This is a genomic window from Sphingomonas sp. GW821-FHT03E12 (assembly GCF_059420685.1).
On sequence record NZ_JBWKUF010000002.1, the window covers coordinates 782899 to 808390 of the forward strand.

At 62.9% G+C, this 25492-nt stretch carries 10 protein-coding genes; 7 read left to right on the forward strand and 3 right to left on the reverse strand.

The annotated features are described in order from the left end of the window. The first annotated feature begins 125 nt into the window (after positions 1–125). The 6 genes from AC07TU_RS09205 (at position 126) to AC07TU_RS09230 (ending at position 18925) form a co-directional block, all read left to right on the forward strand. Positions 126–485 (forward strand): hypothetical protein, encoded by a 360-nt coding sequence (locus AC07TU_RS09205; RefSeq protein ID WP_495187601.1) that lies wholly within the window; start codon positions 126–128, stop codon positions 483–485. A gap of 128 nt (positions 486–613) precedes the next feature. After that, a complete protein-coding gene (locus tag AC07TU_RS09210) occupies positions 614–1591 on the forward strand; it encodes a hypothetical protein (RefSeq protein WP_495187602.1) in 978 nt (325 codons plus the stop codon). Between the two features lie 392 nt (positions 1592–1983). Continuing rightward, positions 1984–2418: a hypothetical protein gene (locus tag AC07TU_RS09215; RefSeq protein WP_495187603.1), complete on the forward strand. Its 435-nt coding sequence runs from the start codon at positions 1984–1986 to the stop codon at positions 2416–2418. Between the two features lie 218 nt (positions 2419–2636). Further along, positions 2637–3161, forward strand: coding sequence for a hypothetical protein (locus tag AC07TU_RS09220; protein ID WP_495187604.1), 525 nt, complete (start codon positions 2637–2639; stop codon positions 3159–3161). Further along, complete coding sequence (locus AC07TU_RS09225) at positions 3161–18379, forward strand: SPM autocatalytic domain-containing protein (RefSeq protein WP_495187605.1); 15219 nt, start codon at positions 3161–3163, stop codon at positions 18377–18379. Before AC07TU_RS09220 ends, AC07TU_RS09225 begins: the two co-directional genes overlap by 1 nt. Positions 18380–18388: 9 nt before the next feature. After that, complete coding sequence (locus tag AC07TU_RS09230) at positions 18389–18925, forward strand: toxin-activating lysine-acyltransferase (protein WP_495187606.1); 537 nt, start codon at positions 18389–18391, stop codon at positions 18923–18925. 68 nt (positions 18926–18993) lie between these two features. Here the strand turns inward: AC07TU_RS09230 and AC07TU_RS09235 are convergent, their stop codons facing one another. Genes AC07TU_RS09235 through AC07TU_RS09245 form a run of 3 tightly spaced genes read right to left on the reverse strand, consistent with a single transcriptional unit; the run spans position 18994 to position 23075 of the window. Then, positions 18994–19860 carry a LysR family transcriptional regulator gene (locus AC07TU_RS09235; protein WP_495187674.1) on the reverse strand — a complete coding sequence of 289 codons (867 nt, stop codon included), beginning with the start codon at positions 19858–19860 and terminating at the stop codon, positions 18994–18996. A gap of 15 nt (positions 19861–19875) precedes the next feature. After that, positions 19876–22257, reverse strand: coding sequence for a sodium:solute symporter (locus tag AC07TU_RS09240; RefSeq protein ID WP_495187607.1), 2382 nt, complete (start codon positions 22255–22257; stop codon positions 19876–19878). Continuing rightward, on the reverse strand, positions 22254–23075 hold the full coding sequence (locus AC07TU_RS09245; RefSeq protein WP_495187608.1) for an HpcH/HpaI aldolase/citrate lyase family protein: 822 nt from the start codon (positions 23073–23075) through the stop codon (positions 22254–22256). Before AC07TU_RS09245 ends, AC07TU_RS09240 begins: the two co-directional genes overlap by 4 nt. Before the next feature lie 227 nt (positions 23076–23302). On the opposite strand from AC07TU_RS09245, the gene AC07TU_RS09250 reads away from it, so the two are divergent. Next, a complete protein-coding gene (locus tag AC07TU_RS09250; RefSeq protein ID WP_495187609.1) occupies positions 23303–25474 on the forward strand; it encodes a TonB-dependent receptor in 2172 nt (723 codons plus the stop codon). Positions 25475–25492 lie beyond the last annotated feature (18 nt).

A 25492-nucleotide genomic window follows, 5' to 3' on the forward strand; every position in this document is an offset into this window, starting at 1 on the left:
GCGAGCCCGGCAAGTTGAGCGCAGAACTAGCCGAATCTTGCGCGTAGCGATCTGGTGGAGAGGTCAGGGTGGAGGGGGGAAGCCGTTCTGATCTGAGCCTTCGTATGGCCGTTATCTCGCTGGCAATGATCTTGCTCGCGGGCTGTGCGACAAGCTCTTTTGCTGGCATCGAGTTCGCGCCAGGTGCAGCCGAGCCCGAACTCCAGAGCCTCGCCGGCCGCGCGCGGGCAGGCGACAAATACGCGCAGCTTGAGTTGGGTATTCGATATGAAGAGGGGCGGGGGCTGCCGCGCGATCTGGCGCGGGCAAAACGTCTCTATGCATTGGCGGCGGCCGATGCCGGCGGCACGATATGGGTTTACTCGCCCCCGGTAAGGAAGGGCGAAAGCGGCCGGGTGATCCCAATCGATCGAGGCCCGGCGCAACCCGGCCTCGCAGAGGCGGCTCGACGACTGAAGGCCCTGCGTCACGACGGAGCGCGGTGATGAGCGCGGGGCACAATGTCCCTGCCCGCACCGCAGGGCCGGCGACGGAGGGGCGTATCAGGCCGATCGGGCTGTTTTCCCACCCTTGAGTACATGGAGGCTGCCGCGTGAGGCGCTGTTTATCGGTCTTGCTGTTCGCAAGTGTCGCCGGGGCCGCGCTGGGCGGCTGCCGCGCGAATCTGGCGCCGGAAGTCTCCGATAACGCTGCGCAACCGGCGCGGCCCGGGCAAATGGAACTGGTCAAACGGGCGGCCGCCAGGGCGATCGACTTTGCTTCCGATCTGTACCTGAAGGATGTGATATCCGCCCGTGATGCGCCAGCGCGAATGGTGTCGATGCTCGGGCGTGTCGAGCATCCCCTTCAGAAACATATGCCGGCTCCGATCAGGCCCGCGGACGAGCGTGATCATAAAGCGAATGGTCGGGCAATTCCCATGGCCGAAGTCGACCAGGTTGTGGCGAGGCGCTGCACCCAGCGATCGGGCTTCGGTGGCGTCATAGGAGCTGAAATAGCGCCTGGGATGCGCCCGGTTATCTCTATCCGCTGTCAAGTGGGGCATGTGAGTAGTGGCCCTGCAGGCGAGTGCACGAGAAACTGCGGGTACGATCTGTTTCGCACGCCTTCCGTGATGCTGAGCGCCGTGACTGTCCGCCGGCTCAGCCTCCTTGGCTGCCCCCGATTGTCCGCATGCCAGGGCAAGATCGGTGAGGGCAGCTACCCGCTATCGATCACGTCGAACGAGCAGGGAAGGGTCGATAGGCTCTCGCTCGCCTTTCCAGCTCTGGAATTGCGCTACGCTGACGAGAATATTGGCGCCTGGCTGCTGGAACGCCGGTCTGGTTCTGAGATTCATGCGTGGGCGGGTGCGATCGTGCTCACGCCGGGCGGCGGCGCGCAGGATTCTGCGCTGTTCATTTCGCGAAAATCCTTTGTTCTCCCGAGCTTGCGCCGTGCCATGCGGGACGGTTTCGGATGCGGGAACTTCCGCCTTGTCCCTGTGCGCCAAATTTCGGCGCTTTCGATTGGAGTGGGCGCAAGCCGGACGGTCTCCCGTGCCGCATTGCTGAAGCTGTTCCAATCAGCGCCTCTGGAAAAGGACTGCTAAATGTCGATCCGTCTCTCGTCATATTATGAGCTTCTTCGGGCGGCCGAAGGAGTCTCCTATCATGATGCGCAGTAGCGTGATCGCTCGCGGTATTCCGATCGGCGGATCCGGTGGGCGGCGTCAGTTCATGGGGAAGGGCAGGTTGAAGTGGGGGCAGGGATGCCGCAGTGCTGCCGTTTTCGGCTGAGGTGGTAGCGCGGGAGCCGGGGGTTTCAGGCTGAATGAGCCGCACTCGGACGCTCGTTTCTGGATAGAAATAATCTGATTTGGATCATTGTTTTCCGTAGAGAATATTGCATCTTTATTTGCCTTGACGCTTGCAGCGAGAGCGCGGCAAGCTGAGTTGGGCATAGTCGAATCTTGCACGAAACGACTTGGGTGAGGGAGCGGATATGAGAGGGGGCGGCTGTCTCAGCCGGAGTTTCCGTCGCGCCGCCGCGGCGCTCATCCTGCTGTCTGCCGCGCCATTCTTCTCTGCTTGTTCGACCGGTTCCTATGCCGGCATTCCGCTCGCGCCGGGCGCCGCCGATCCCGACCTTCAATCTCTCGCGATGCGTGCGCAGACGGGGGATAAGTATGCGCAGCTGGAATTGGGAATACGCTATGAGGAAGGTCGCGGCGTCACCAGGGATATCAATCGCGCGAAGGCGCTCTACCGCCGTGCCGCTGCGACGAGCCCGAATGTGACCTATGTCTACGTTCCCCCGGTTGGTCAGGTGCGCGGCCAAGTCATGTCGGTGCGAAAGGGAGCGGGGGCGCCGGGTATTCCTGAAGCACATGCGCGACTTGACCGCCTCGAGAGAAACAAACGGGGGCGAGGACAATGAGGCAGTTTGGGATCCGGGCGCTCGCATGCTTGGTTTCTGCCTTGAGCAGTCAAGCTTGCGGTATGGGAGCAAACTGGTCGCAAGCTCAGCTTTGCGATGAAGCGCGTGGATCGCTCCTCCCAGCCAAACCCCAGCATATACGGAACGATCGCCGTGTAATCGAGGCTCGTTACAGCACGACGGAGCTGCCGCGCGGGGACGGCCGGATCGCTCTGGTGATGACGGATGTCGATGCGAACGTCGATCTGGGCAGCGGGCCGCAGAAAGTTCTCCGCGACGTTGCTTATTTTGAAGACCGGGACAAGTGCTGGCCAGAAGAGTCAATGGGAAATTTCTTCTGTTACCAGGTGTCTTCAGGGGAAAATGAAGATCCATACGTCTCTTTGATAAAAGACGGGCGCACTCGCGCATTTATGAGTGTGCTGACGTTTCTGGCAACTGGCGGAAAGGCTGATGCCGCCGCCGCAGAAATTGCTGAGCGCAAGACGGCTTACGTCGATTTCGACCGGCTTCTCGAACAGACATCCGGGCCGTCGGGTGTCGGAACCTGGTATTACTGTCAGTCCTGTGGCGGTGAGAAACCGGTCCTCAACGAGCCCGTCTCGCTGCGGGGGATACGGTTCGGGCGCACGCCGGACGCGACCTATTTCGCAACGCGATCCGGTTGGGTTGCAAGGCTGAGCGATGGCTCGGTCAAGGCTACATATGCGTCCTGCGGGACATTGCGGAAAGATCCTGAATAATGCCCAGAATCAGCCGGAACCGCGCAGGTGGTCGCTATCAGAATCTCGCCAACAGCACCGCGGACTACGGCGCGGCATTCGAACGACTCTATCAGGAACTGGCGCAGTCGCCGATGTACGCGGGAACGCAAGATCGGGCGCGGCTGCGAGCGACGCTGGATGCATTGCCCAGAGACTATAAAGGCTTTCGATTTGCAATGATCGCTGCGCTTGAACAGGCGACAGCGTTTATCGGGACGGCCACCAATTTCAATGCCGAGTATGACGGTGACAACCGACCGGTCATCGGTTTCGGCTTCGATTTCGTATATCAGCGCGGGCATTTCATAGAGCGTTTCGGGGCGGCTCGCATTGCCCTCTCGCCGCAAGTCCGCGCGATCCTTGAGAGCTATGATGCACGGGGAAGCCGGGTCACGCCCCAGCAGTTGATGACGCAACTGAATGGCGCCGGTTTCCGTATCACGCGTGCTGAAGCGGTGCGGCTTTTCCAAGTCACCGCAGACAGCTTGAACTACGAGGGTGAGGTCACACGAATCTTCGACGGCATTCCGGAGTCGGTTGAGCGCGCGGTTATCCTATCCGCCGTGTACAATGGGATCACGACGGCTACCTTTAACCAGGCAATCAAGGCTGGACGCTTCGAAGAGGCGTATGTCATCTTGGCCTTCACCACCCAGGTCCGCCAGTCGGGCAACGAGCGGCCGATGATCAATGCCGCCGTCTTCGGACGGGTGGCAGCGGGGGATGCTGCCTACCTCTCGCTGACCTCCGCGCTCGACTATGTCGACGCGCTCCAGCGCTGGCAGCCAAGCATTGATGCCAAGCGAGCGGCCCTTCCCGCCAGTCTCCTTGGTGACTTTGATAGTCAGATGAATGCCCTCAAGCAGCAGATCGACGAAGTCACCCGCAACAACGGGATTTTCGTTTCCTACAGCGGGAATGACAGTCTGGCATCGATCGCTCAGCAGACTCAGACTCCGTTGAGTTGGCTCTCGACGGTCTATGCGGCGGGGCCGGGCCGCTACCAATCGGTGTTTCTGCCGAAGACGATACCAAACCGCATCACCGGCACGTTCACGCCGTCCGACACGCCCGTCGGTACCTCGCACATTATCGCCGATGCTGGCGGGTCATTCTACTCATTTGCCATTGAGAACACGGAGCGGCCTCGCAGTACGTTCGTCATGGACAAGTTCGGTCGCCCCGTCGGAGCGTTTGACGCGGGACCCGGCGCGCCCACCTTCACCATCTCGCGAGGGGCGGACGGATCGGTCACCTACGCGATGTCGAACGGGTCGACGGTACGCTATCTGAGCCGGGACGGCGTCGATCACCCAGTCGAGATCGTGTACACAGCTGCGAATGGCACTACGGTCCGGCGGAACGGGGACGCGTTCTTCCTGGCGACCGGCGATGGCCAGTTCACCGTTACCCAGCGCACGAGGCAACCGGAGTACGTATTTAACGACCTGCTAGGCGTGGAGGGCGTGGCCGAGCTGCTGGAGATCCCCGGCTTGGGGGGGCGGGTCGCCAGTACGGCGCCGGGCACCTTCTATCCTACGGAAGGCCTAGTCGACCCAGACGGGCCGGTCGAGAGTCGCGTTTCGATCGCAGCCGACGGCACCAAGACCGTATATTTGAGCTTTCACGTTGAGAACGGCGGCTCAGGTTATGGCGACGCCGTGACGCAGGTCTTGATCTACCGGCCAGGCCAGACTTTCGCGTATGAACAAACCATCACGCGCGTAGGCAGAGATGCCACGGTGACGGAACGGCGAGTGAACAGCAGTCCGGTTCGGGCGAATTTCGGCAGAATAGATCCCGAGATATCGATCGAGTATCCCAAACAGCTGATCACGTTCGAGCAGTTCGGCGGAATCCTTGGATCCGCGCTTGGGAAGCAGCTCGCAGGCAAAAGTGTCGCTGCTCAGATCGGTCTTGGCGCGCTACTTGGCACCGTCACGGCCAATTTGGGGGAGCTCGCAGACAATTTCATCAACAATCCTTCCACCGCAAATGGACAAGGGAAGTTCAGCAGTTCACAGAAAATCGACGAGGCGCTCAGCAACCTCCCTGAGGATCTGCTGGCACAACTCAAGTCAGCGGGGGTCGGCGCACTCTCATCATTCCTGACCGCGGAACTGTTCGATGCGCTCGGCCTGGACGGGACGCTCGGAGAATTTGGCCAGGCCATCAGCGGTGCCTATGTCAGCGCAATCATCCAGGCGCTTCCGGCGCTGATTAATCGCACAATGAGCCTCTCTGAAGTTCTCGGCACCGTCAACGTCGCGAACGTAGCGGGGTCCTTTATCGGATCGAAACTCGCGAGTCAGGTCGCGACATTCGATACCATCGGCGGGCAGCTTGGCGCCAGCGTGGGCAGTGCTGTCGGTTCTCTCGTAGGCGGCAAGCTGATTGGAAAGCTGCTCGGCAGCGCATTGGGAGGGCCGCTCGGAACCCTTGTGGGCGCCGTAATCGGGTCGTTTGTCGGGCAATTGATCGGTGGCCTGATCGGTTCGATTTTCGGTGGCACGCCCCGCTCAGGCGCCGATGTTGAATGGAATGAATCCCAGGGTGAGTTCGTCGTCGCCAATGCATATGCGAGAAAGGGAGGTTCAAAGGAAACCGCTATCAAGCTCGCATCGGCTGTTGCCGAGAGCTACAATTCTGTCCTTGCGGCCAGCGGCTCGACGCTTCTGAACGCACACGCTGTGCAGGTCGGAAACTACGGCATGCGCAAAAGCGATTTCGTTTATCGGGCGTTTTCAACACAGGACACGAACGCAATCTCCGCCCGCTTCAAGGGAACGGACGGCGCCGCAAGCCTGATTGCACATGGTACTTATCTCGGCCTGAGCAGCATGATCGGGCAAATGGCTGCGGGCGATACCATCGTTAAAAGAGCGATCCTCGCAAATCTGGCGAACGCGAGCGGCACCTCGGGAGCGAACCAGTCTGGATCGAACGGTGATTTCTCGCTGGAGACACTGACCGGCGATATTGCGGTCGCACAAGACTACAGCATGTTCCTCGATGACCCGGAACGCATCCTGGCGATGATCGCCGCACAGCCGAACAGCAGCTTCTCTGCTGGATGGACGATCACATTGCAGCGCGCGCGCGAACTCGGCCTTCATCGCCGCGCCAGTACAGACTGGACGGGCGGCTTTTCGGTATGGCTCGACGTAGCCTTGGACCGAGAAATTGGCGGAACAGCCGTCGCAGCTTCAAATGTCGGACTTATCCTGAATAGTGCGAGCAATGAGCGCTCCTGGATCATCTACGATGCTGAAGGCATGATCAGCACGATAGCCTATGATGAAATCGAGGCATCTGCGCATACGCTGATCGAAGGAACCGCGGGCAACGACACGATTAGTCTTTCTGGAACTCGGATTCTTGCCACATCCGGTGCGGTCAACGCGAGCCTTATCGTTAATGGAGCGGCGCATAATGGTACAGCAACCGAAGTTGACGTAATCGCGAGCATCGACGCAGGTGACGGCGACGACATCGTGCAAGCTTCCGATCGCGGTGACAACGTCCTAGGCGGCATCGGCAATGATACCCTTTATGGCGGCCGGCTCGACGACTGGCTGCTTGGCGGCGATGGCAATGACACGCTCGACGCAGGGTCGCAGATGGGCGGGCTTGGCGGCGACGGCAATTATCTCGACGGCGGCGCGGGCAATGACACGCTCCACGGCCGCGAAGGCTCCGACTGGCTCGAGGGTGGCGCCGGCACCGACACGCTGACCGGCGGCGCGGGCGACGACATTCTCGCGGGCGGTGTCGGCGATGGCGATGACCTCAAGGGCGGCGTCGGCTCCGACCAGTATATCGTTCGCCAGGGCGACGGTGCCGATATCATCGAGGAGGATGCGGAAGGCACTCCCGCGGCACAGGCCGGTGGCGGCGACTATGTCAGCCAGCGCATGGCGGGCCTTCTTTCCGGCGCAATCAGCAAGAACTGGACGGGAACGGCCTCGGGCGTTTCGGGCAAAGTGATTGCGGGTGGCGAGGACGCGATCGTCTTTGGCACCGGCATCGACATGGGCGATATCCATCTGGCCCGCTCGAGCACCGACGCCGACGATCTGCTCGTTCGCGTGATGAAGACGGAGGACGGCGTTCAGGTCTTCTCAGGCACTCAGATCACCGTCAAGGACTGGTTCGCCAACAGCTTCAAGCGTGTGGAATGGCTGAAGTTCATCGATGGCACCGAGATCCGGATCGGCGACATCACCAGCTTCATCATCGGCGGCGACGGCAACGATGTGCTGATCGGCACCGAGGGGAATGATTTCGTCTATGGCGGCGCAGGCGACGACGCGATCCTTCTGCTCGGTGGTGACGATATCGGCAATGGCGGCACCGGCAACGACATGGTCGCGGGCCATGACGGCAAGGATCTGCTGATCGGCGGACTGGGCGTCGACCAGTTGCTCGGCGGCAAGGACAAGGACGTGCTGTCGGGCGACGGCGGCGGCGACGATCTCTATGGCGGTGAAGCGGACGACATCCTTTCGGGCGGCCGCGGAGACGGCGATGTCGTGGTCGGTGGTGCCGGAAATGACACCTTCAAATACTCCCGCGGCGACGGCCGCGACGTCATGTTCGACGAGTATGCCGACCATTGGCAGACCGTGTCGATCAATGGCCAGTGGAACGAGGCAGGGGGCTATCATTATAACGGCGCGACCGGTGAGGTAACCGGTCCGGGCGGCGTCTATCTGCGCAAGAATGTCGGGACGGCCGAGAAGCCCGACCTGCAATGGTTCGGGCAGTTCGATTTCGATCGCGCGACGAAGACACTCCGCGTCTTCAATCCGCCTGCCGGCGCCGCCATCGCGACGAACAGCGGCGTCGACACGATCGAGCTCGCGCCGGGTATCAATATTCAGGACGTGGTGCTGACGAAGTCGGCAGACGGCAAGGATCTGGTGCTGGCGATCGGTCAGGAGAATGCCGAATTCTCGTCGGTTTCTTCATTCACCGACAGCATCACGCTCAAGGACTGGTATGCGGCGCCCGGGCAGATCGAAAAGCTGGCCTTCTACCAGACCGGCGTGCTGGACATTTCCACGACCAATCTGATTGCAGGCACTGACCTTGCCGACGGTACCGCCGCCGCGCCGCTCACCGGCACCTCCATTGCCGACTGGATCACCGGCGGCGCGGGCGATGACGTGATCGCAGCAGGCAGCGGCGACGACATCCTGGCCGGCAACAGCGGATCGGATACGCTGAAGGGCGAGCTCGGCGACGACGTCCTCTATGGCGGTGCTGGCAACGACGTGCTGGACGGCGGTGCCGGCAAGGACGTTCTGATCGGCGGCTCGGGTCTCGACGCGGCCTCCTACGCCTCGTCCGGATCGGCGGTGCGCGCGCATCTGTCGGCCGCGTTGGCCAACAGCGGCGATGCTGCGGGTGACGAGTATAACGGGATCGAGAATCTGCTGGGCGGCGGCGGCGGCGATCTGCTCGGCGGCGACGATGGCGACAACGAGCTGACCGGTGGCCTGGGCAACGATACGCTGCTCGGCGGCGAGGGCGATGACACCTATGTATGGAACGTCTCGGACGGCGCCGATATCATCGACGACAGCAGTTTCGTCGTTCAGGAAGCGGTCACCGCGGCCGGAGCGCTTGCCGACGGCTTCACCGCTACCTGGGAGTCGACCGGCGAACTCCAGCCGGGCTTCTTTGATCGCTATTACTGGCGCCTGAAGATCACGGACCCGTCGGGCCAGCTCATCTACGATTCCGCGCTCTTTGCACCGACCGGCGCGGCACCGCCGCAGCCCGCACCTGCGGCCTATATCCAGTCAGGCTGGCTTGGCGGATTTGCCCGCACCAATGGACAGCAGGTTACCCGCGAGAAGTTCGACGCAACGGTCAATGCCGGGGACGATGTGCTCGAAATGGGGCCGGGGATCAGCCTTTCCGATCTCAGCTTCATCGTCAGCGGCAACGATCTGATCGTCCGTTACGGCGGGTCGGCGGCCAGCCAGATCACCATTCGCAACCATTTCACGACAAACAGCCGGATTGAGACGCTCCAGTTCCGGGACGGGCTTGGGGTTTCGCTTGCCAGCATCCTGACCGCGAGCAGCGGGGCGCTGCTGACCGGGACCGCGAACGATGATTTGCTGGTCGGTCAGGACGGCGCGTTGGCGGACCAGCTCGATGGTGGCGCCGGCAACGATGTCCTGAGCGGCGGCGGCGGGAACGACGCGCTGTCGGGCGGGGCCGGTGACGATGTGATCGAAGGCGGCGCGGGCGCCGATGTGATCGACGGGGGCGCTCATTCGGCTACGACCGTCACCGGCTGGGGCGATACCGCGCGCTATGCGCGTTCCTCGGCGGCGGTTCGGGTCGATCTGCGCAACACCACGACCGGGCAGGCCGGAGGTGACGCAGCGGGCGATATCCTGACCGGTATCGAGAATCTGACCGGATCGGTCTTTGGCGATACGCTGACGGGCGACGACGGCGCCAACCGCATCGACGGTCTCGATGGCAGCAACCTCATCTATGGCAAAGGTGGCGACGACGTCCTGATCGGCGGCTCGGGCCTTGACAGGCTCTATGGCGATGACGGCGACGACGCGATCGCCGGCGGGGGCGGTAATGACTCGCTCTACGGTGGCGCAGGTAACGATCGGCTCGATGGAGGCGAAGGCTACAACGAGCTCTATGGCGAAGACGGTAATGACACGCTGACCGGGGGCAGTGAGGGCGGCGGCTATTACGGCGGAGAAGGCGACGACGTTATCGTGGGCGGCCGCGGCAACGACTATATCGATGGCGGCGCGGGCAACGATACGATGACCGCTGGCGCCGGTATAGACACGCTTGCCGGCGGTGACGGTGACGACGTCTATGTCTTCGAGGCGGGATTTGGCCCCGATACGATCGTCGACTTCGCCGGCAAGAACAAGATCGTCCTCGGCGGATCCGTGAACTTCGACCAGGTCTGGTTCAGCCGGTCTGGAAACAGCCTTCTGATCGGCATCACCGGAACTTCAGACCGGATCTGGCTTCAGAACTATTTCCAGGCATCCTGGCCGACCGTCATGCATTCGGTCTCGACGGCCACTCACACGCTGTTCCTCGCGCATGCTGCGCCGCTCATCAGCGCGATGACGGCGACGCAAGTGGCGACTCCGGATGCGATGCCGGATGCGATCAAGACGCAGGCGGCCGCCTATTGGCATGCCGGAGGCAAGGCCAAGCCGACCGCCAGTGCCATCACACTCAGCACGACCGAGGATAATCCGACGGCGCTGACTGGCGCAGGCGTCGTGGATCACGACGACAACATCACCGGATACGAGCTGCAGGCGCAGGCGGCGAACGGCACCGTGTCGCTCAATGCGGGCACCGGGCAGTTCGCCTACACGCCAAATGCCGACTTCAACGGCGAAGACGCCTTCACCATCCTTGCGAAAGACGCCGACGGCCAAGTCGTCGCAGTCAACGTCAAGGTGACCGTGGCGGCGGTGAACGATGCGCCGCGCGACCTGGTCGTACAGGGCGGGCATACGCTCAGCATCGAGGAGCAGGCCCCGGGTTCGTCGACGCAGCCGGGCAGCTTCATCGGCCGCTTCGCCGCGACTGACGTCGAGGGCGATGCACTTACCTATTCGCTTGCGAACGATGCGGGTGGCATCTTCACGATCTCCAGCATCGGATGGCTCACCGTCAACGATCCTGCCCAGCTCAACCGCGAGGTTGCGGCATCGCATACGATCCGCGTGCGGGTGCGCGACGCCTCTGGTGCGACGCTCGAGCAGGATTTCACCGTCGTCGTCCGCGACGTGAACGAAGCGCCAGGAACACCGTTGCTCACGGAAAGCCGCGGCATGGTGGCTGAAGCCGGTTCCGGCCTCGCCAATAGCTGGGTCGCACGCTTCAGCGTCGCTGACCCCGATGGCACGACGCCTGCGTTGGAGCTGGTCTCCGATCCCCAGGGCCGTTTCAAGATCGTCGGCAATGAACTGCGCTTTGCTGACGGCTACACGCCGGACTTCGAGACGCTGTATGGCGAAGGTCTGGCGGCGTCGGACAGCGACGGTGACGGACTGCTTGAAGTCACGCTGAACGTAAGAGTACGCGCGACCGACGGCAGCCTTGCGTCGCCGGGGGATGTAACGGCGTCGATCCGTATCGAGGACGTCAACGAGGCACCGACCGCAGTCCAATGGACGCCGGTGGTCACATCCGTTGCCGAGCGCGACCGTGTTGCAGCCGGCACTCCGTTGCCAGCGGTGGTGATTGGTTCGCTTGGTGTCCTGGATCCCGACATCGCCGCGCTGGCGAACGGCAGCTACGTCTATTCCGTCTCGGATGACCGGTTCGAGATCGTCGGCAACGTCCTGCGCCTGAAGCAGGGCGTAGCGCTGGACTATGAGGCCGGCAGCATGGTCTCTCTCGTCGTCACCGCGACCGACCGCAGCGCGAACCCTCATTCGATCCAGAAGAGCATCACGATTGCCGTCGCGGACGCGGATGACATCGCCGAGGGCGACGGCGCGGCTAACACGATCACGGGTCAGCAGGGTCGCGACCTGATCTATGCTTATGGCGGAAACGACACGGTCGACGGCGGTGCGGGGCACGATGTCATCGAAGGCGGCGATGGCGACGACACGCTGCGCGGCGGCGCTGGGGTCGATCGCATCCTTGGCGGCGCAGGGAATGACCATCTCGAGGGTGGCGACGGCGATGATTACGCCATCGGCGAAACAGGTGTCGCCGACGGCGGCCTATGGGGCGGTGACGGCGATGATTTCATCATCGGCGGGAGCGGTGTGGATCTGGCCTATGGTGAGGCTGGTGATGATGTCTTCGTCATGGACCAGGACGGCGGTGCGGTCTGGGATCGTATAGACGGCGGCTCCGGCAATGATTTTGCCGACTATGCCCAATTCACCCACGGTGTGAGCATCGATCTGACGGCGCGGCCCTTCCCGCACGAACCCGGTACTGCCTATCAATATGGCGATCTGCTCACCAGCATCGAAGGTCTCGGGGGGACTAACTTCGCCGACACCCTCACCGGTGACGAGGCGGCCAACCGGCTGCTCGGCCGGGAGGGGAACGACACGCTCCACGGCCTTGGCGGCGACGATTTTCTCCGTGCCGACGGCGGCAATGACACGCTGTATGGCGGCGATGGCAATGACTTGCTCGAAGGCAGGCTCGGCGACGACATCCTCTATGGCGGTAACGGCAACGACACGCTGCGCGGTGGCGACGGGCGGGATCAGCTCTACGCAGAGAATGGCGACGACATTCTCGACGGTGGCGCTGATGACGATCTGATGGTCGGCGGCGAAGGCAACGATACCTATATCGTCGGGCGCACGACCGGGGCCGACACCATCGACAATTTCGATGTTTCGGGAACCGACATCCTGGGCTTCCAGGATGCTGTTCAGGCGATCAACGCTGAGGATCTCTGGTTCGAGCGGATCGGCGACGACGTGCTGGTCAGCGTGATCGGTTCGACCGCAAGCGCACGCATCGTCGGCTGGTATCAGCTCGGCACCGAGCAGCGCGGCAGCGCCAAGATCGACTTCGTCGGGGCGGGTGCGCAGACGGCAAAGGATATCAACGTCGAAGCCCTTGTGGCTCTGATGCAGGGGCGGACCAAGCCTGCTACCCTTGCCGCGCACAACGCCATGCTCGCCAATGATGCGGCGTACCGCGTCAACTGGGAGGTGCATTGGGCACGAAACGAGCGCCCGGTGCTCGTGCAGATCACGGATCAGGTGGTCAACGAAGACGGCACGATTGTGCTGACGGTCAAGGCGACGGACGATACGACGCCCAACGCCGGTATCCAGATCAGCTCGCAGCTCATTGAAGGAGCGTCGCTCATCGCTTCGATGAGCTGGGGCGCGCCGAACAGCGCAGGCGAGCGCACGCTGACGATCGTCCCGGTCGCGAACCGGAACGGGCTTGCGCGGATATCGCTGCTTGCCTCCGACGCGAACGGCGCGGTTTCGCAGATCGTGTTCCGGGTCGATGTGAACCCGGTCGCAGATACGCCGGTCATCACGCAGTTCGCGGGCGGGGAGGGCAATGCAGGCCAGGCTGGCGGCATTGCGCTCGCGCTCAATGTCTCCTTCCCGGATGGGGATGGCTCCGAATATCAGGAGATCTGGATCGCGGGCGTGCCTCAGGGCGTGAGCCTGAGCGCCGGGACTTATGACGCTGCTTCGGGGCTGTGGAGACTGCTCCCCGCGCAAACGCAGGGTCTCAGGGTCAATGCGCCTGCGGGATGGAGCCAGGATCTGAAACTGGTCGTCACTGCGTACGCCAGCGAAGGGGGGCATACCGCGGCGTCGTCCACTGCAACTACGACGGTCGTCATCAATGCGCCTCCGACGGGCATGACGCTGCGCGGGCTCGGTACGGCGGCAGCGCCGACCGTCAGCGAATTCACCCCGACGACCAATCCGGATGGCATGCGCGTCGGCGTGGTCGTTCCGATTGACCCCGACTCTGCAGACAAGGATTTGATTCGTAAATCTTTTCCGGCGATTGCAAACCTGCCTCAGATGAGTCCGGCGGAAGCTCGTATCATCACCGTCACCGGACCCGGCGGGACGCCGGTGGCGGTGATGGAAACGGGCAACAACATGGCGGATGGACAGTATGGCGGCGGCGTGCCTTGGGCGAGCGCCGGCGATGCTGATACTTCACGAGCCTATAAGTTCACGATCTACTTCAAGCCCGAAAACAATATGGATCATATTCTGTACTTCGGGACTTCCGGTGATGTTCAGAATATGATCTCGGGCGCTTCGAACCCGAATCCGTATTTCTGGTCCGGCAATTCCTCGAGCCTGGTGCAGGACCGCTGGTACCGGATCGAAGCCTATATCCTTCCCTATGGCCATGCGCTGATCGACAATTCGGCGTTCGGCGGGGTATTTGATACTGTCACCGGCGAGAAGATCGACATCACCGCGACCTTCCGCTTCGGATCGACGTCGACGGAGACCGGTCTGCGCTTCTTCAGCTATTACGGCGCGAGTGCGGGCTATAGCGCCCAATGGTACCAGCCGACGGTCGAGAAGGTTGAATATACCTATTCGCTTCAGGACGATGCCGGCGGGCGTTTCACCATCAATCCGATCACCGGCCTCATCAGCGCGACGGGCACCAACTTCAACTATGAAGCCGCGACCGGGCACAATGTGACGGTGCGCGTGACCGATGCTTCTGGCCAGTACAAGGACCAGACTTTCACGATCGGCGTCAACAATGTGAACGAGGCGCCCAATGCGCCGTCGGGCGGCGGCTGGAGCTTCTTCGACGAGACGGGGCTGGGCTCCAATCCGGCCAGCGCCGATGTCGTTGTAGCGACGCTCGGGTTGAGCGACCCGGATGGCAACGTGCCCACGCTCGAACTGACATCGGCTCAGAACTGGTTCCACGTCGTCGGCAATCAGATCCGGCTCAAGCCGGGCCTGAACTTCGATTTTGAGGCCCTCAGGGCTGCCGGTTTCGGCATCTATGACTGGAATGGCGACGGGCGGCTCGATGCGCACATCGCGAACGTCTATGCACGGGCCAATGACGGCCAGCTCGTGTCTTCCGACACGCTGACTCAGGTCTTCATTTCGAACGTCAACGAGCGGCCCAACAACCTGGTCGTGGAAGCGCAGAACCTGTTCTCGGAAACCCTCGCCGGGGAGACCGCGCATGCTGGGCAGTTGATCGTACGCTTCACACTGAGCGATCCGGACGAGACAACACCGACGCTTGCCATCCTGGGCGGGAATCAGAATGGCTGGTTCACGATCGCCGGCGGTCATCTGGCATTCAATACCCCCAACTTCACGGCCGACTGGCTGCGCGCGACGCTCGGCCAGTACGGGCAGGATGCCGGCTTCTACTACGACACCGATGGCGACGGCCTCATGGAGATCCGCATCGCGACGCTGACCCTCGCCGCGGTCGACGCGTCCGGCGCCCAGTCGGATCCGTTCACCTACAATGTGCTGATCGAGAACAAGAACGAAACGCCGGTCATCAACAACGCCAGCTGGGGGAACTACTTCCACGAGACCGGCCTGGGCGCGAACCCCGCCAATGCCTATGTCGTGGCGGCAACGTTCGGCCACTATGATCCCGACGGGACCGCGCCTTCGTTACAGTTCGCGCCGGGTGGCAACCCTCACAACTGGTTCTACATCAGCGGCAACGAAGTCCGCTTCAACCCGGGCCTGGACTTCAATTTCGAGTGGTTCAAAAATGCCGGCTACACCGTCCATGACTGGAACGGGGACGGCATCCTCGAGGCGCTCGTCGGAACCGTCTCGGTCCAGTCGAGCGACGGGCAGCTCGCATCGGGTACGGCCTCGACGTACATCTTCATCCAGGATGTGAACGAGAATTTCACCCTGAGCAACGTATCGATCTCGCGGGCCGAGGGGTCTTACACACCCTATCCCAACCCGACTGAAGAGGATCCGGCCTCTTATCACGACCTGAATGCGCTTATGCTGACCAACCTGGAAACAGAGGCTGTCAGCTGGAGTTTCGCCGATGGATCCTACACCAATGGCATCTGGTCGATCGAGGGATCTACGGGGCGGATTTATCTGACCTCCAGCTCGGTCGACTATGAGGAACTGATCTCGGTCTATGAATGGCAGGAGGTCTGGGTTCAGGACCCTTCCGATCCCTATGGCGGGAGCATCCCTGAGTGGCAGTATGTCTATCTGGGCCGCGATCCTTCGCGCGCGACCTTCAATCTGGGCGTGAAAGCGACGGACGGCGTACATACCAATTATGCGACGGCAACGGTCAGTGTGACCGATGTGAACGAAGGGCCCATACTCGATCCGACCCGGCGGAGGTTCATCGTTCGTGACGATCAGTCGAACGGCTGGCTGGGTCAGATTTTGGGCACTGATCCGGAAACCGGCGCGCTCGCGTCCAGCTACAGCGTCAGGCTTGATAGTGCCGTAGAACAGTATCTCAGCCCGGGCGGAAGCTCGGACATCGACAACAACGGCAATCCTGCGGTCTGGGTGAACTGGAGCAGCGGGGACCTGTACTTCAACACCCCGGGCGACGGCGAATGGGAGGGCGGTATCCGCTACCATCCTGTCTATGGCGGGCGCTGGAGCTATCAGCTCGTCTATAACATGAAGGCCACGATGACCGATGCCTCGGGGGTTGCGAGCGGGGAGCAGTCGTTCGAGATCATCTTCCTCAAGCACGGCAATTCGTACGTTCTTCCGATCATCCTCGATCTCGACGGCGACGGTATCGAGATGGTCGACGCGGATACGTCGAACGTGCGCTTTGACATGAATGAGGATGGTGTCGCCGACCGGACCGGCTGGGTCGGTGCCGACGATGGCCTGCTGGTCCTCGATCGGAACGGCAACGGCGTCATCGACGATGCGGGCGAATTGTCCTTCGCGAAGGATGACAACCGGGCCGTCACCGACCTTGAAGGCCTGCGCGCCTGGGATTCGAACAACAATGGCTTCCTCGATGCGGGTGACGCGGACTTCAACCGCTTCCAGATCTGGCGCGACGCGAACCAGAACGGGATCAGCGAGGCGGGCGAACTCTTCTCCCTGTCTTCGCTCGGGATCCGGAGCCTGAACCTCACGCTGAACCTGACGAACCAGGAACTGAGCAACGGTAACCTCCTGTTCGCGACGTCGGAGTTTCAGCGCATGGACGGCACGACCGGGCTGATCGGTGACGTGAGCTTTGCCTTCGATCCGGAGGAACCGGGTGAGGATGCGCTGCCGGGCGAGGCCGAAATTGCCCCTCCGATCGTTCTCGACCTCGACGGGGACAATGCGGGCCTGGTCTCGCTGGCCGACAGCAAGACGCGGTTCGACATGAATGGCGACGGCCTGGCGGACAAGACCGGCTGGATCGAGACGGGAGACGCGCTGCTTGCGCTCGACCGCAACGGCAACGGCAGGATCGATGGGATCGACGAGATCTCGTTCGTCAAGGACAAGGTGGGTGCAAAGACCGACCTGGAAGGCCTGGCGGCGTTCGACAGCAACGGTGACGGCAAACTCAGTGCCGCCGATACCCGCTTCGTCGAGTTTCGCGCGTGGCGCGACGCGAACGGCAATGGCCTGACCGATGCCGGTGAACTGCTGAGCCTCGCCGAGGCAGGGGTGGTGTCGATCTCGCTGACCGGAACGCCGACCGGCGAGGCCGCCACCCCGGGCAGTAATATCATCTATAACAAGGGAAGCTTTACCCGCACCAACGGCGCGAGCGGGACGCTGCTGGACGTCGGCCTGGCGTTCAACCCGATGTCGAAGCTTCCCGCGATCGAGTTCCAGGACAGCCATTGGCGGGGCAAGGCGCGGATCTACTCAGTTACCGGGAACACCACTGCGGCCCGCGTCACGCCGCGCTATGCAAAGGGAATCCTGAACCCGGATGCCGGTCAGATCGCGGCGGCGGCCATGATGACCTTCGATGACCGCACCGTGGGGCTGCTGTCGACGATCCTGGTCGATCTCGACGGCGACGGCCTTGAGGCGAAGCGCGCGAACCGTACGCGCGCTGCGTTCGACATGGATGGCGATGGCGTTGCCGACAATACCGGCTGGGCGTCGGGAGGAGACGGGATGCTCGTCATCGACCGTGACGGCAGCGGTTCGATCACCCACGCGTCGGAGCTGTCATTCCTGGCAGAGAAGGACGGGGCGACCAGCGCATGGGACGGGCTGTCGGTGCTCGACAGTTCCCGAGACGGCAAGATCGACGCCAAGGACACCCGGTTCGGCGAACTCAAGATTTGGGCCGACCGCAATGGCGATGGCGTGTCGCAGGCGGACGAGCTCCGGTCGCTCGCGGACCTCGGCATTACCGAGATCAACCTGCGCGCGACGTCCAGCGGAGAGACGGGCGGCATGGGCGACAACCTGCCGCTTTCGACCGCGACGTTCAAATGGGCGAACGGGGTCACGGCCACGATCGGCAACGTCGCCATGGCCTTTGATCCGAGTTCGGCACGTGCTGGAACCGGCGAGGTACAGGCACCGGTTCCGGAACTGGCGCCGGACGCGGCTGCTGCAGCGCTTGCCGCGTCCCGCCTTGTTCAGGCAATGAACGGCTTCGGGGCCGGAATGAGCGAGGGCAGCTTGTCATCGCGCTGGGCCGAGCGTCAGTCCGGTACGGATCTGCTGGCGGTGAATGCGGCGTAAGGAAGCGTGATGAACAAGAATAAGCCAGGTGGATCGACAAAGGATGCCGCGCCTTCGCAGGCACCGACCGTCAGCCACCTTCTGGGTGAGATGACCTGGCTGCTGACGCAGTCACCGCTGCATCGCGCGCTGGCGATTGGTGACCTTGAATGGCTGGTGATGCCGGCGCTGATCCATCAGCAATTCTACCTCTTTCGCGACGGGGAGCGTCCCGTGGGACTGGCACTGTGGGCGAAATGCACGCCTGAGGCTGCAAAGAAGCTTGATGGCGGGATGATCGAGCCCGAAAACCGGCTGACGCTTGAGGAATGGAAGGGCGGTGATCAGATCTGGCTCGTCGATCTGATCGCTCCCTTTGCCAATGCCGATAATCGTCACCGTGAAGTGATGATCGCGGACCTGATTTCCAAACCGCTCGCCGGTCAGGAGTTCAGATTCCATCAGACCGATCCTTTCACGGGGAAACGGACCGTGCAGACCATCGATGCCGACGCGGGTGCGAAGCTCAAGGAGGCCCTGGTCGCGGTTGCGGGCCAGCACCCTTGAGCTCGCCGGCTGATCTGCGCCTCTAGCCTGGCGGGGCGACGGCCGTTCCACGTTCCGGCGGACGACTATTACTGCTCGCTCTCGACCTCATCCAGCAGGACATCCACCAGGCGCAGGCGAACCGTGGCACGTGACCAGACGATGCCGATGCGGCGACCGACCGGGGTGCCGGGCAAGGGGAGGCGGCAGAGGTCCAGCCCCTCCGGCCAGGGTGCCATCCAGTCAGGGACCAGCGACACGCCGAGGCCGCGGTCGACCATCATGGCGATCGCGTTCAGCGCGTTGAGTTCGAAGCGCTCGCGCGGAACGATGCCGGAGGCACGCAGATATTCCTCGGCGCGCCTGCCGCCCCATTGGTTGCGGTCGTAGCGGATCAGCGGCTCTTCGCGGAGCAGGGCCAGCGGATCGCGGTCCGCCATCGCTCGCGGAGCGAGGACGACCAGCTGTTCCTCGCGCAGCACGCGCCACTCACAGGTCTTGGGCAGGGCGTGGGGCGCTTCGAGCACGAACGCCGCGTCGAGATTTCCGGCCTCCACCTCGACATAGAGCTGGGCCGAGTTGCCCGACTGGATATAGACGTTGATCTGCGGAAACTTGGCGCTGACGCGTGCCAGAATCCCCGGCAGCATGCCGATCAGCGGTGTGGTGCAGGCGCCCAACCGCAACTCGCCGCTGAGGTCCCCGTCGCGCGCGAGACTGCGCAGATCGGCTGCATCGCGCAGCAACTGCCGGGCTTGCGCGAGGATACGATCGCCCTGCTCGGTCATCCGCACGGTACGCCCGACGCGGACGATCAGCGGTGCGCCGAGCTCGCGTTCCAGCGCGTGAAGCTGTTGCGCGACTGCAGAGGGGCTGAGCGTCAGCGCGCGTGAGGCCGCCGCCATCGATCCGTGCTCGACGACGGCCACAAAGGTGCGCAGAAAGTTGATGTCGATAGCGTCTCTCTCCCGTCAGGCCGCCTGCTTACGCGCTTTATCGTAGATGGTCAGGCCCTCCAGCGAATGGCTGGGCGGAGGGAAGAGCAGGCTCGCCACATAGCCGATCACGATCGAGGCCATGATCGCGAGGGCGAGATACCAATAGGGATGGATCAACCCGAAGATCCACACCGCCAGCGTCAGCAGCGAGGCGGCGACGATGCCGATCGCCACCCCCTGCCAGTTGGCGCGGCGGGTGAACATGCCGAGCGTATAGGCGCCCGCGCAGCTGCCGCCGAGCAGCCCGAACAGTTCGATGGTGAGATCGAGCAGTGAATGGATGTCCATCCGCGACAGGATGATCGCGATGCCGATACCGATCAGGCCCACGACCACGCTCATCCATTCGGCGAAGCGGACCGTCTGCGCCTGGGTCGGATTGCGGAACTTGCCATAGAAGTCGACCGACAGCAGCGTCGCGACCGAGTTGATGATGCCGGATAGCGTGCCCATCGCCGCAGCGAACAGGCCTGCGATGATGAGGCCGGTGATCCCGGCGGGAAGCTCGGTGCCGATGAACGCCGGGAACACCGCGTCGATCGGCAGCATCGGATTCAGCTGCGCGGGGTTTTCCCGGTAATAGGCGAACAGCACGGTACCGATGATGTAGAACATGAACGCGCTGGGCAGCAGCACCACCGCAAACACCCAGACCGACCGGCTTGCTTCCTTTTCTGACGGCGTCGCCAGGACGCGTTGCATCAGCACCTGATCCTTGGGGAAGGTGAGCACCACGTCGAACAGTACCAGGATCAGGAAGCCCCAAAGCGTCGGCTGGGTGATGTCGAAGCTGAGGTTGACCATGTCGGTCTTTTCGAACGCGCGTGCGGTTTCGACGACCGGCATCAGGCCGAGCTGGTAGACGATGAAGCCGATTGCGAAGCACGCGCCGCCGGTCAGCACCATCACCTGGAACACGTCGGTCCACACTACTGCCTTCATCCCGCCCAGCGCGGTGTAGATGATCGTGAAGATGCCGACGATGATGATGCAGGCGACAATATTGGTGTCGGTGATCGTGCCGATCGCCATCGCAGGCAGGAACAGGACGATGCCCATCCGCCCGCCGATCTGCATCAGCATCCACAGCGCGCTCGACAACAGGCGGATCGAAGGGTGAAAGCGGGTTTCGAGATAGTTGAACACCGACACCAGATTGAGCCGCCGGAACAATGGCACGATCATGATCGCGACGAAGATCAGGCCGACGATCGTCGACATCTTCGACATGATGTACTGCCAGTTGGTCTCGTACGCCTTGGCGGGGATGGCGAGATAACTGATCGAGCTGATGCTGCCCGCGAACATACTGATCCCCGCCGCCCAGGCCGGGATCGAACGGCTGCCCAGGAAGAATTCGCTGGACGATCCGTTCTTGGCGCCGCGGTAGAAATAGAAACCGACGCCCAGCATCCCGAACATGTAGACGCCGATGATCAGCCAATCGAGCACTGCCAGCGACTGGCGTTCGCTGACCAGTTCGGTCGCGACGAATTCGAGTCCGTTCGTGCCGCTCCGCGCTGCCAGCAGACCATCGCCGTAGCTGACGGCGGCACGCGGCGAGCCCGGCTGCGGCGTGCCGAGCGCCGCCCATGCGTCGGTGATCGCGCTGTAGCTGTAGAGCCGCGTCGTGCCGTCCGCACCAGCGCCAAGATAGAGGAGATAAGCTTGTCCGATTGCGCGGGTCGATCCCGGTACGATCGCCGCCGGCGCCTTTGCCCCGGCGCGCCAGCCCTTGTCGGAAAACCAGCGCCATTGTGCGCCGTCCGCCAGCGTCACGAACACGCCCTTGTTCTGCGCGCCCAGCGCGACGGGCGCGGCGCTGCCCGGCCATGCGGCCTGCGCCGCCCAGCGCCCGGGGGCGGAGAAGGAGGCCTTGTACAGCCGGGCTGCGCCGTCGGGGGCGAGTCCGGCCAGCCAGATGCTGTCCCCGCCGACCGCCGCCTGCGCCGCGTGCAGCGGGACGGGCAGGGCCGGTAGCGGTTGGGCGACAAGCGCGTCATTGGCAACGGTCAACCGGACGATCCGTTCGGCAACGCCGTCACGGTCTGCGATCAGCACGGTACGGCTGCCGTCACTGGCGGCGGTGATCTCGCCCAGACCGGCGAGCGCGTCTGCGCGCAACGGTTCCCACCGGCGCTTGTCCGCGGACAGCCGGAACCCGCGCTGCCCGTCCAACACGACCGGTCGCCCGTCCACGCTGACCAGCCGGGCCTGCGCTCCCGCGCCGGGCAATGCGGGCAGGGCGGTCACCTTGCTCGATACCGGCGATCCGGTGCCGGCCATTGCCGGAGCGATCCAGGCCAGGATCAGCAGCAGCACAGCCAGTGGCGATGAGAGAAGGCGGGCGGTCATGCGTCGTCTCCGGCGAGCAGGGCCTGCGCCTGTGCAATCATCGGCCGATCGACCATGCGCCCTTCGAACAGGAACGCGCCGCGGCCGTCCAGCGCCGCGGCCTGCGCTGCCGCGACCAGCCGCTGTGCCACAGCGCGATCGAGAGCGCGGTCGAATACCTCATTGGCGGCAGCGATCTGGCGCGGGTGGATACAGCTCTTGCCGATATAGCCGAGCGCGTGCGCCATCTCCGCCTCGGCACGGAATCCCGCTTCATCGGCAAGATCGGGCCAGGCACCGTCACAGGCGAAGACGCCCGCTGAGGCTGCGCCGAGCCGGATCTGCCATAGCGCTGCATGCACGTTGCGCGGATCGCGGCGATCGGCGCCAAGCGTGGCGAAGAGATCGTTGAGGCCGACCTGCAGCCCCGCGACCCGCGGATGGGCGTTCGCTATCTCAGCTGCGTGCATCACTGCGCGCGGGGTCTCGATGTTCACGAGCAGACTTGCCTGAGCGTCGATCCGGTAAGCCGCGGCGATCACGCCGGACGCATCCTCGATCTTGGGAAGGTTGATCATATCGACGCGGCAGCTCCGGATCGCATCGAGGTCGGCCGGGAAATCCGGACCGGCGGGATCGTTGACGCGGACGATGATCCGCTTGGCGCTCCCACGCGCGGCATCGCTGGCGAGAAACGCGGCTAGCCGCTCGCGCGCCGCCGCCTTGCCGTTCGCAGGCACCGAGTCCTCCAGATCGAAGGATAGCGCATCCGCCGCGCTCGCCATCGCCTTGTCGAAAAACTCGGGGCGCGAGCAGGGTACGAACAGCTTGCTGCGCATCAACACATCCTCCCCGCCGGGTCGATCCCGATCTGCGCCATCGATAACCGCGCATGGAGGAAATTGATGCTGCTTTCACACCGCAGAAAATGTGCGGTCTGAATTTGAGAGCTATTCGGGACCGCACAAATTGTCGGGTATGAACGCAGCGCAACCCCGGTTTTATCGTCCTGCACACAGCATAGGATAGCGCGCAGATAACGAACCATAAGAATTGGGAGGGGACGATGAGGAGTTTCGCACGCGCCACGGTTGCAGCGTTGATGCTGGGTGGGGTCGCAATGCCGGCCTGGGCGCAGCAGGCCGATGCCCCGGATAGCGGGGCCGCTGCCGAAGAGACCGACGAAAATGCCAAGGACGTGATTGTCACGGGCAATCGCGCACCCAAGGCAGTCGACAAGATCGCCGGTGCGATCACGGTCATCTCGCCCGCCGAGCTCCAGCGATCGCTCGCGCTCACCGAGGACAATACCGCGGTGCTGGCCAAGATCGTTCCCGGCTATTCGGAATCGAACCAGACGCTGAACACGCTGGGCGAGACGATGCGCGGGCGTACCGCGCTCTATCTGTTCGACGGCGTTCCCCAGTCGACCCCGCTGCGCGACGGCAGCCGCAACGCGACCTTCACCGACATGTCGACGGTCGAGAAGATCGAGGTGATTGGCGGTGCTTCCGCGGCCGAGGGCATCGGCGCGGCCGGCGGCGTCATCAATTATATCTCGCGGCGCGCGAGGCAGGATGGCTTCCATGCCAATATCGGCGGACGACTGGGCAGCCAGTTCCGCGATGATAGCGAAGTGTGGGGCATCAAGGGCGACATCGCCTACAAGTCGGGCGCGTTCGACGTGTTCGCTGCCGCCGCCTATGTCGATCGCGGCATGACCTATGACGCGAAAGGCCGCCGGATCGGCCTGTCCGCATCGAGCTCGCTCGCCGATTCGACGCAGCGCAACTTCTTCCTCAAGGTCGGTACCGATTTCGGCTCCGCCGGCGAGCAGCGGCTGGAAGCGACGGGCAGCTATTTCAAGCTCGCGAGCAAGGGCGGCTATCACTATGTCGCCGGCAATCGCGCGCTTGGCCTTCCGGATACCGCCGAGCCCGGCCCGCTGCTGGTCAATGGCCGCGACGTGCTGCGCGAAGAGTTCAACGAGTTCATTCAGGGCGCGCTGAACTACAATCATACCAACCTGTTCGGCGGCAATCTCGTCATGACCGCCTACTATGCGAAGCAGGCGATGCGCTTCGGCGGGGAGAACAGCACCGATCGGCAGGATCCGCTGATCGCGCCGATCGGCACACTGGTCGACCAATCGGAGATCCGCTCCGAGAAGTACGGCCTGCGCACCTCATACTCGCGCCCCAATTTCCTGATCGACGGCCTCGAAGTCCGCATCGGCATCGACGCGGTGCACGACACTACCGAACAGCGGCTGGCGCTCACCAACCGCGTCTGGGTGCCTCCGATGGATTATACGAGCTTCGGCCCGTATGTTCAGCTTTCCTGGGATATCGGCCCGGTTACGCTCTCGGGCGGCCTGAGGCACGAGAATGGTACGATCAAGGTCGACGACTATACCACCACCTTCTTCCGCGGCCGTCAGGCCGTGAAGGGCGGCGAGCTCAAATACGAGAACAACCTGATCAACGGCGGCATCATCGTCCGGCTGGGGCATGGTTTCTCGGCATTCGGCTCGTACAGCGAAGGCTTCACGCTGCCGAACGTCGGCATCCCGCTGCGCAACATCAGTATCCCGAACCAGTCGGTCGCGAGCACTTTTGCCGAGCTTCAGGCGGTGGTGTTCGAGAACAAGGAGGTCGGCGTGAACTGGCGCGGCAGCTGGGGCAGCTTCGGCATCTCGCGCTACAATTCCTTCTCGAAGCTGGGTTCGACCTACGGCGTCGACCCGGTGACGCTCGATTTCGTGCTCAACCGCCGTCCGATCCGGATCAAGGGCTGGGACATGACCGCCGAGATCCGGCCGATCTCGCAGCTGCGCTTCAATGCGGTGTACAGCACGCTGGAGGGCTATACGACGCCGGCCAACTTCCAGGAGCGCCCGCTCAATGTTCAGCTCGGCATCGTCAACATCGCGCCGGACAAGCTGAACCTCAGTGCGACCTGGACGCCGACCGATGCGATCTCGCTGTCGTTCGGGATGGACAAGACGTTCGACCGGACCGTGCGGACGGGCCAGACCGTCACCGAGCGGACCACGGGGCGGACGCTGTTCGACCTGACGGCCAAGTACAAGATGAAGGACGTCGGAACGGTCTCGCTTGGCGTCGAGAACCTGTTCAACAAATATTACTTCCTCGCCTTCTCGCAGATCGACTTCTTCCAGAATTATTTCGCAGGTCGCGGGCGGACGGTGTCGCTTACGCTCAGGAGCGATTTCTGAGCGCGCGCCACGTTTGAT

Bases quoted from the DNA above. Each gene is read 5' to 3' on its own strand.
- AC07TU_RS09205 (WP_495187601.1), top strand. From the start codon at position 126: ATGATCTTGCTCGCGGGCTGTGCGACAAGCTCTTTTGCTGGCATCGAG.
- AC07TU_RS09215 (WP_495187603.1), top strand. From the start codon at position 1,984: ATGAGAGGGGGCGGCTGTCTCAGCCGGAGTTTCCGTCGCGCCGCCGCG.
- AC07TU_RS09220 (WP_495187604.1), top strand. From the start codon at position 2,637: ATGACGGATGTCGATGCGAACGTCGATCTGGGCAGCGGGCCGCAGAAA.
- AC07TU_RS09225 (WP_495187605.1), top strand. From the start codon at position 3,161: ATGCCCAGAATCAGCCGGAACCGCGCAGGTGGTCGCTATCAGAATCTC.
- AC07TU_RS09230 (WP_495187606.1), top strand. From the start codon at position 18,389: ATGAACAAGAATAAGCCAGGTGGATCGACAAAGGATGCCGCGCCTTCG.
- AC07TU_RS09240 (WP_495187607.1), bottom strand. From the start codon at position 22,257: ATGACCGCCCGCCTTCTCTCATCGCCACTGGCTGTGCTGCTGCTGATC.
- AC07TU_RS09245 (WP_495187608.1), bottom strand. From the start codon at position 23,075: ATGCGCAGCAAGCTGTTCGTACCCTGCTCGCGCCCCGAGTTTTTCGAC.
- AC07TU_RS09250 (WP_495187609.1), top strand. From the start codon at position 23,303: ATGAGGAGTTTCGCACGCGCCACGGTTGCAGCGTTGATGCTGGGTGGG.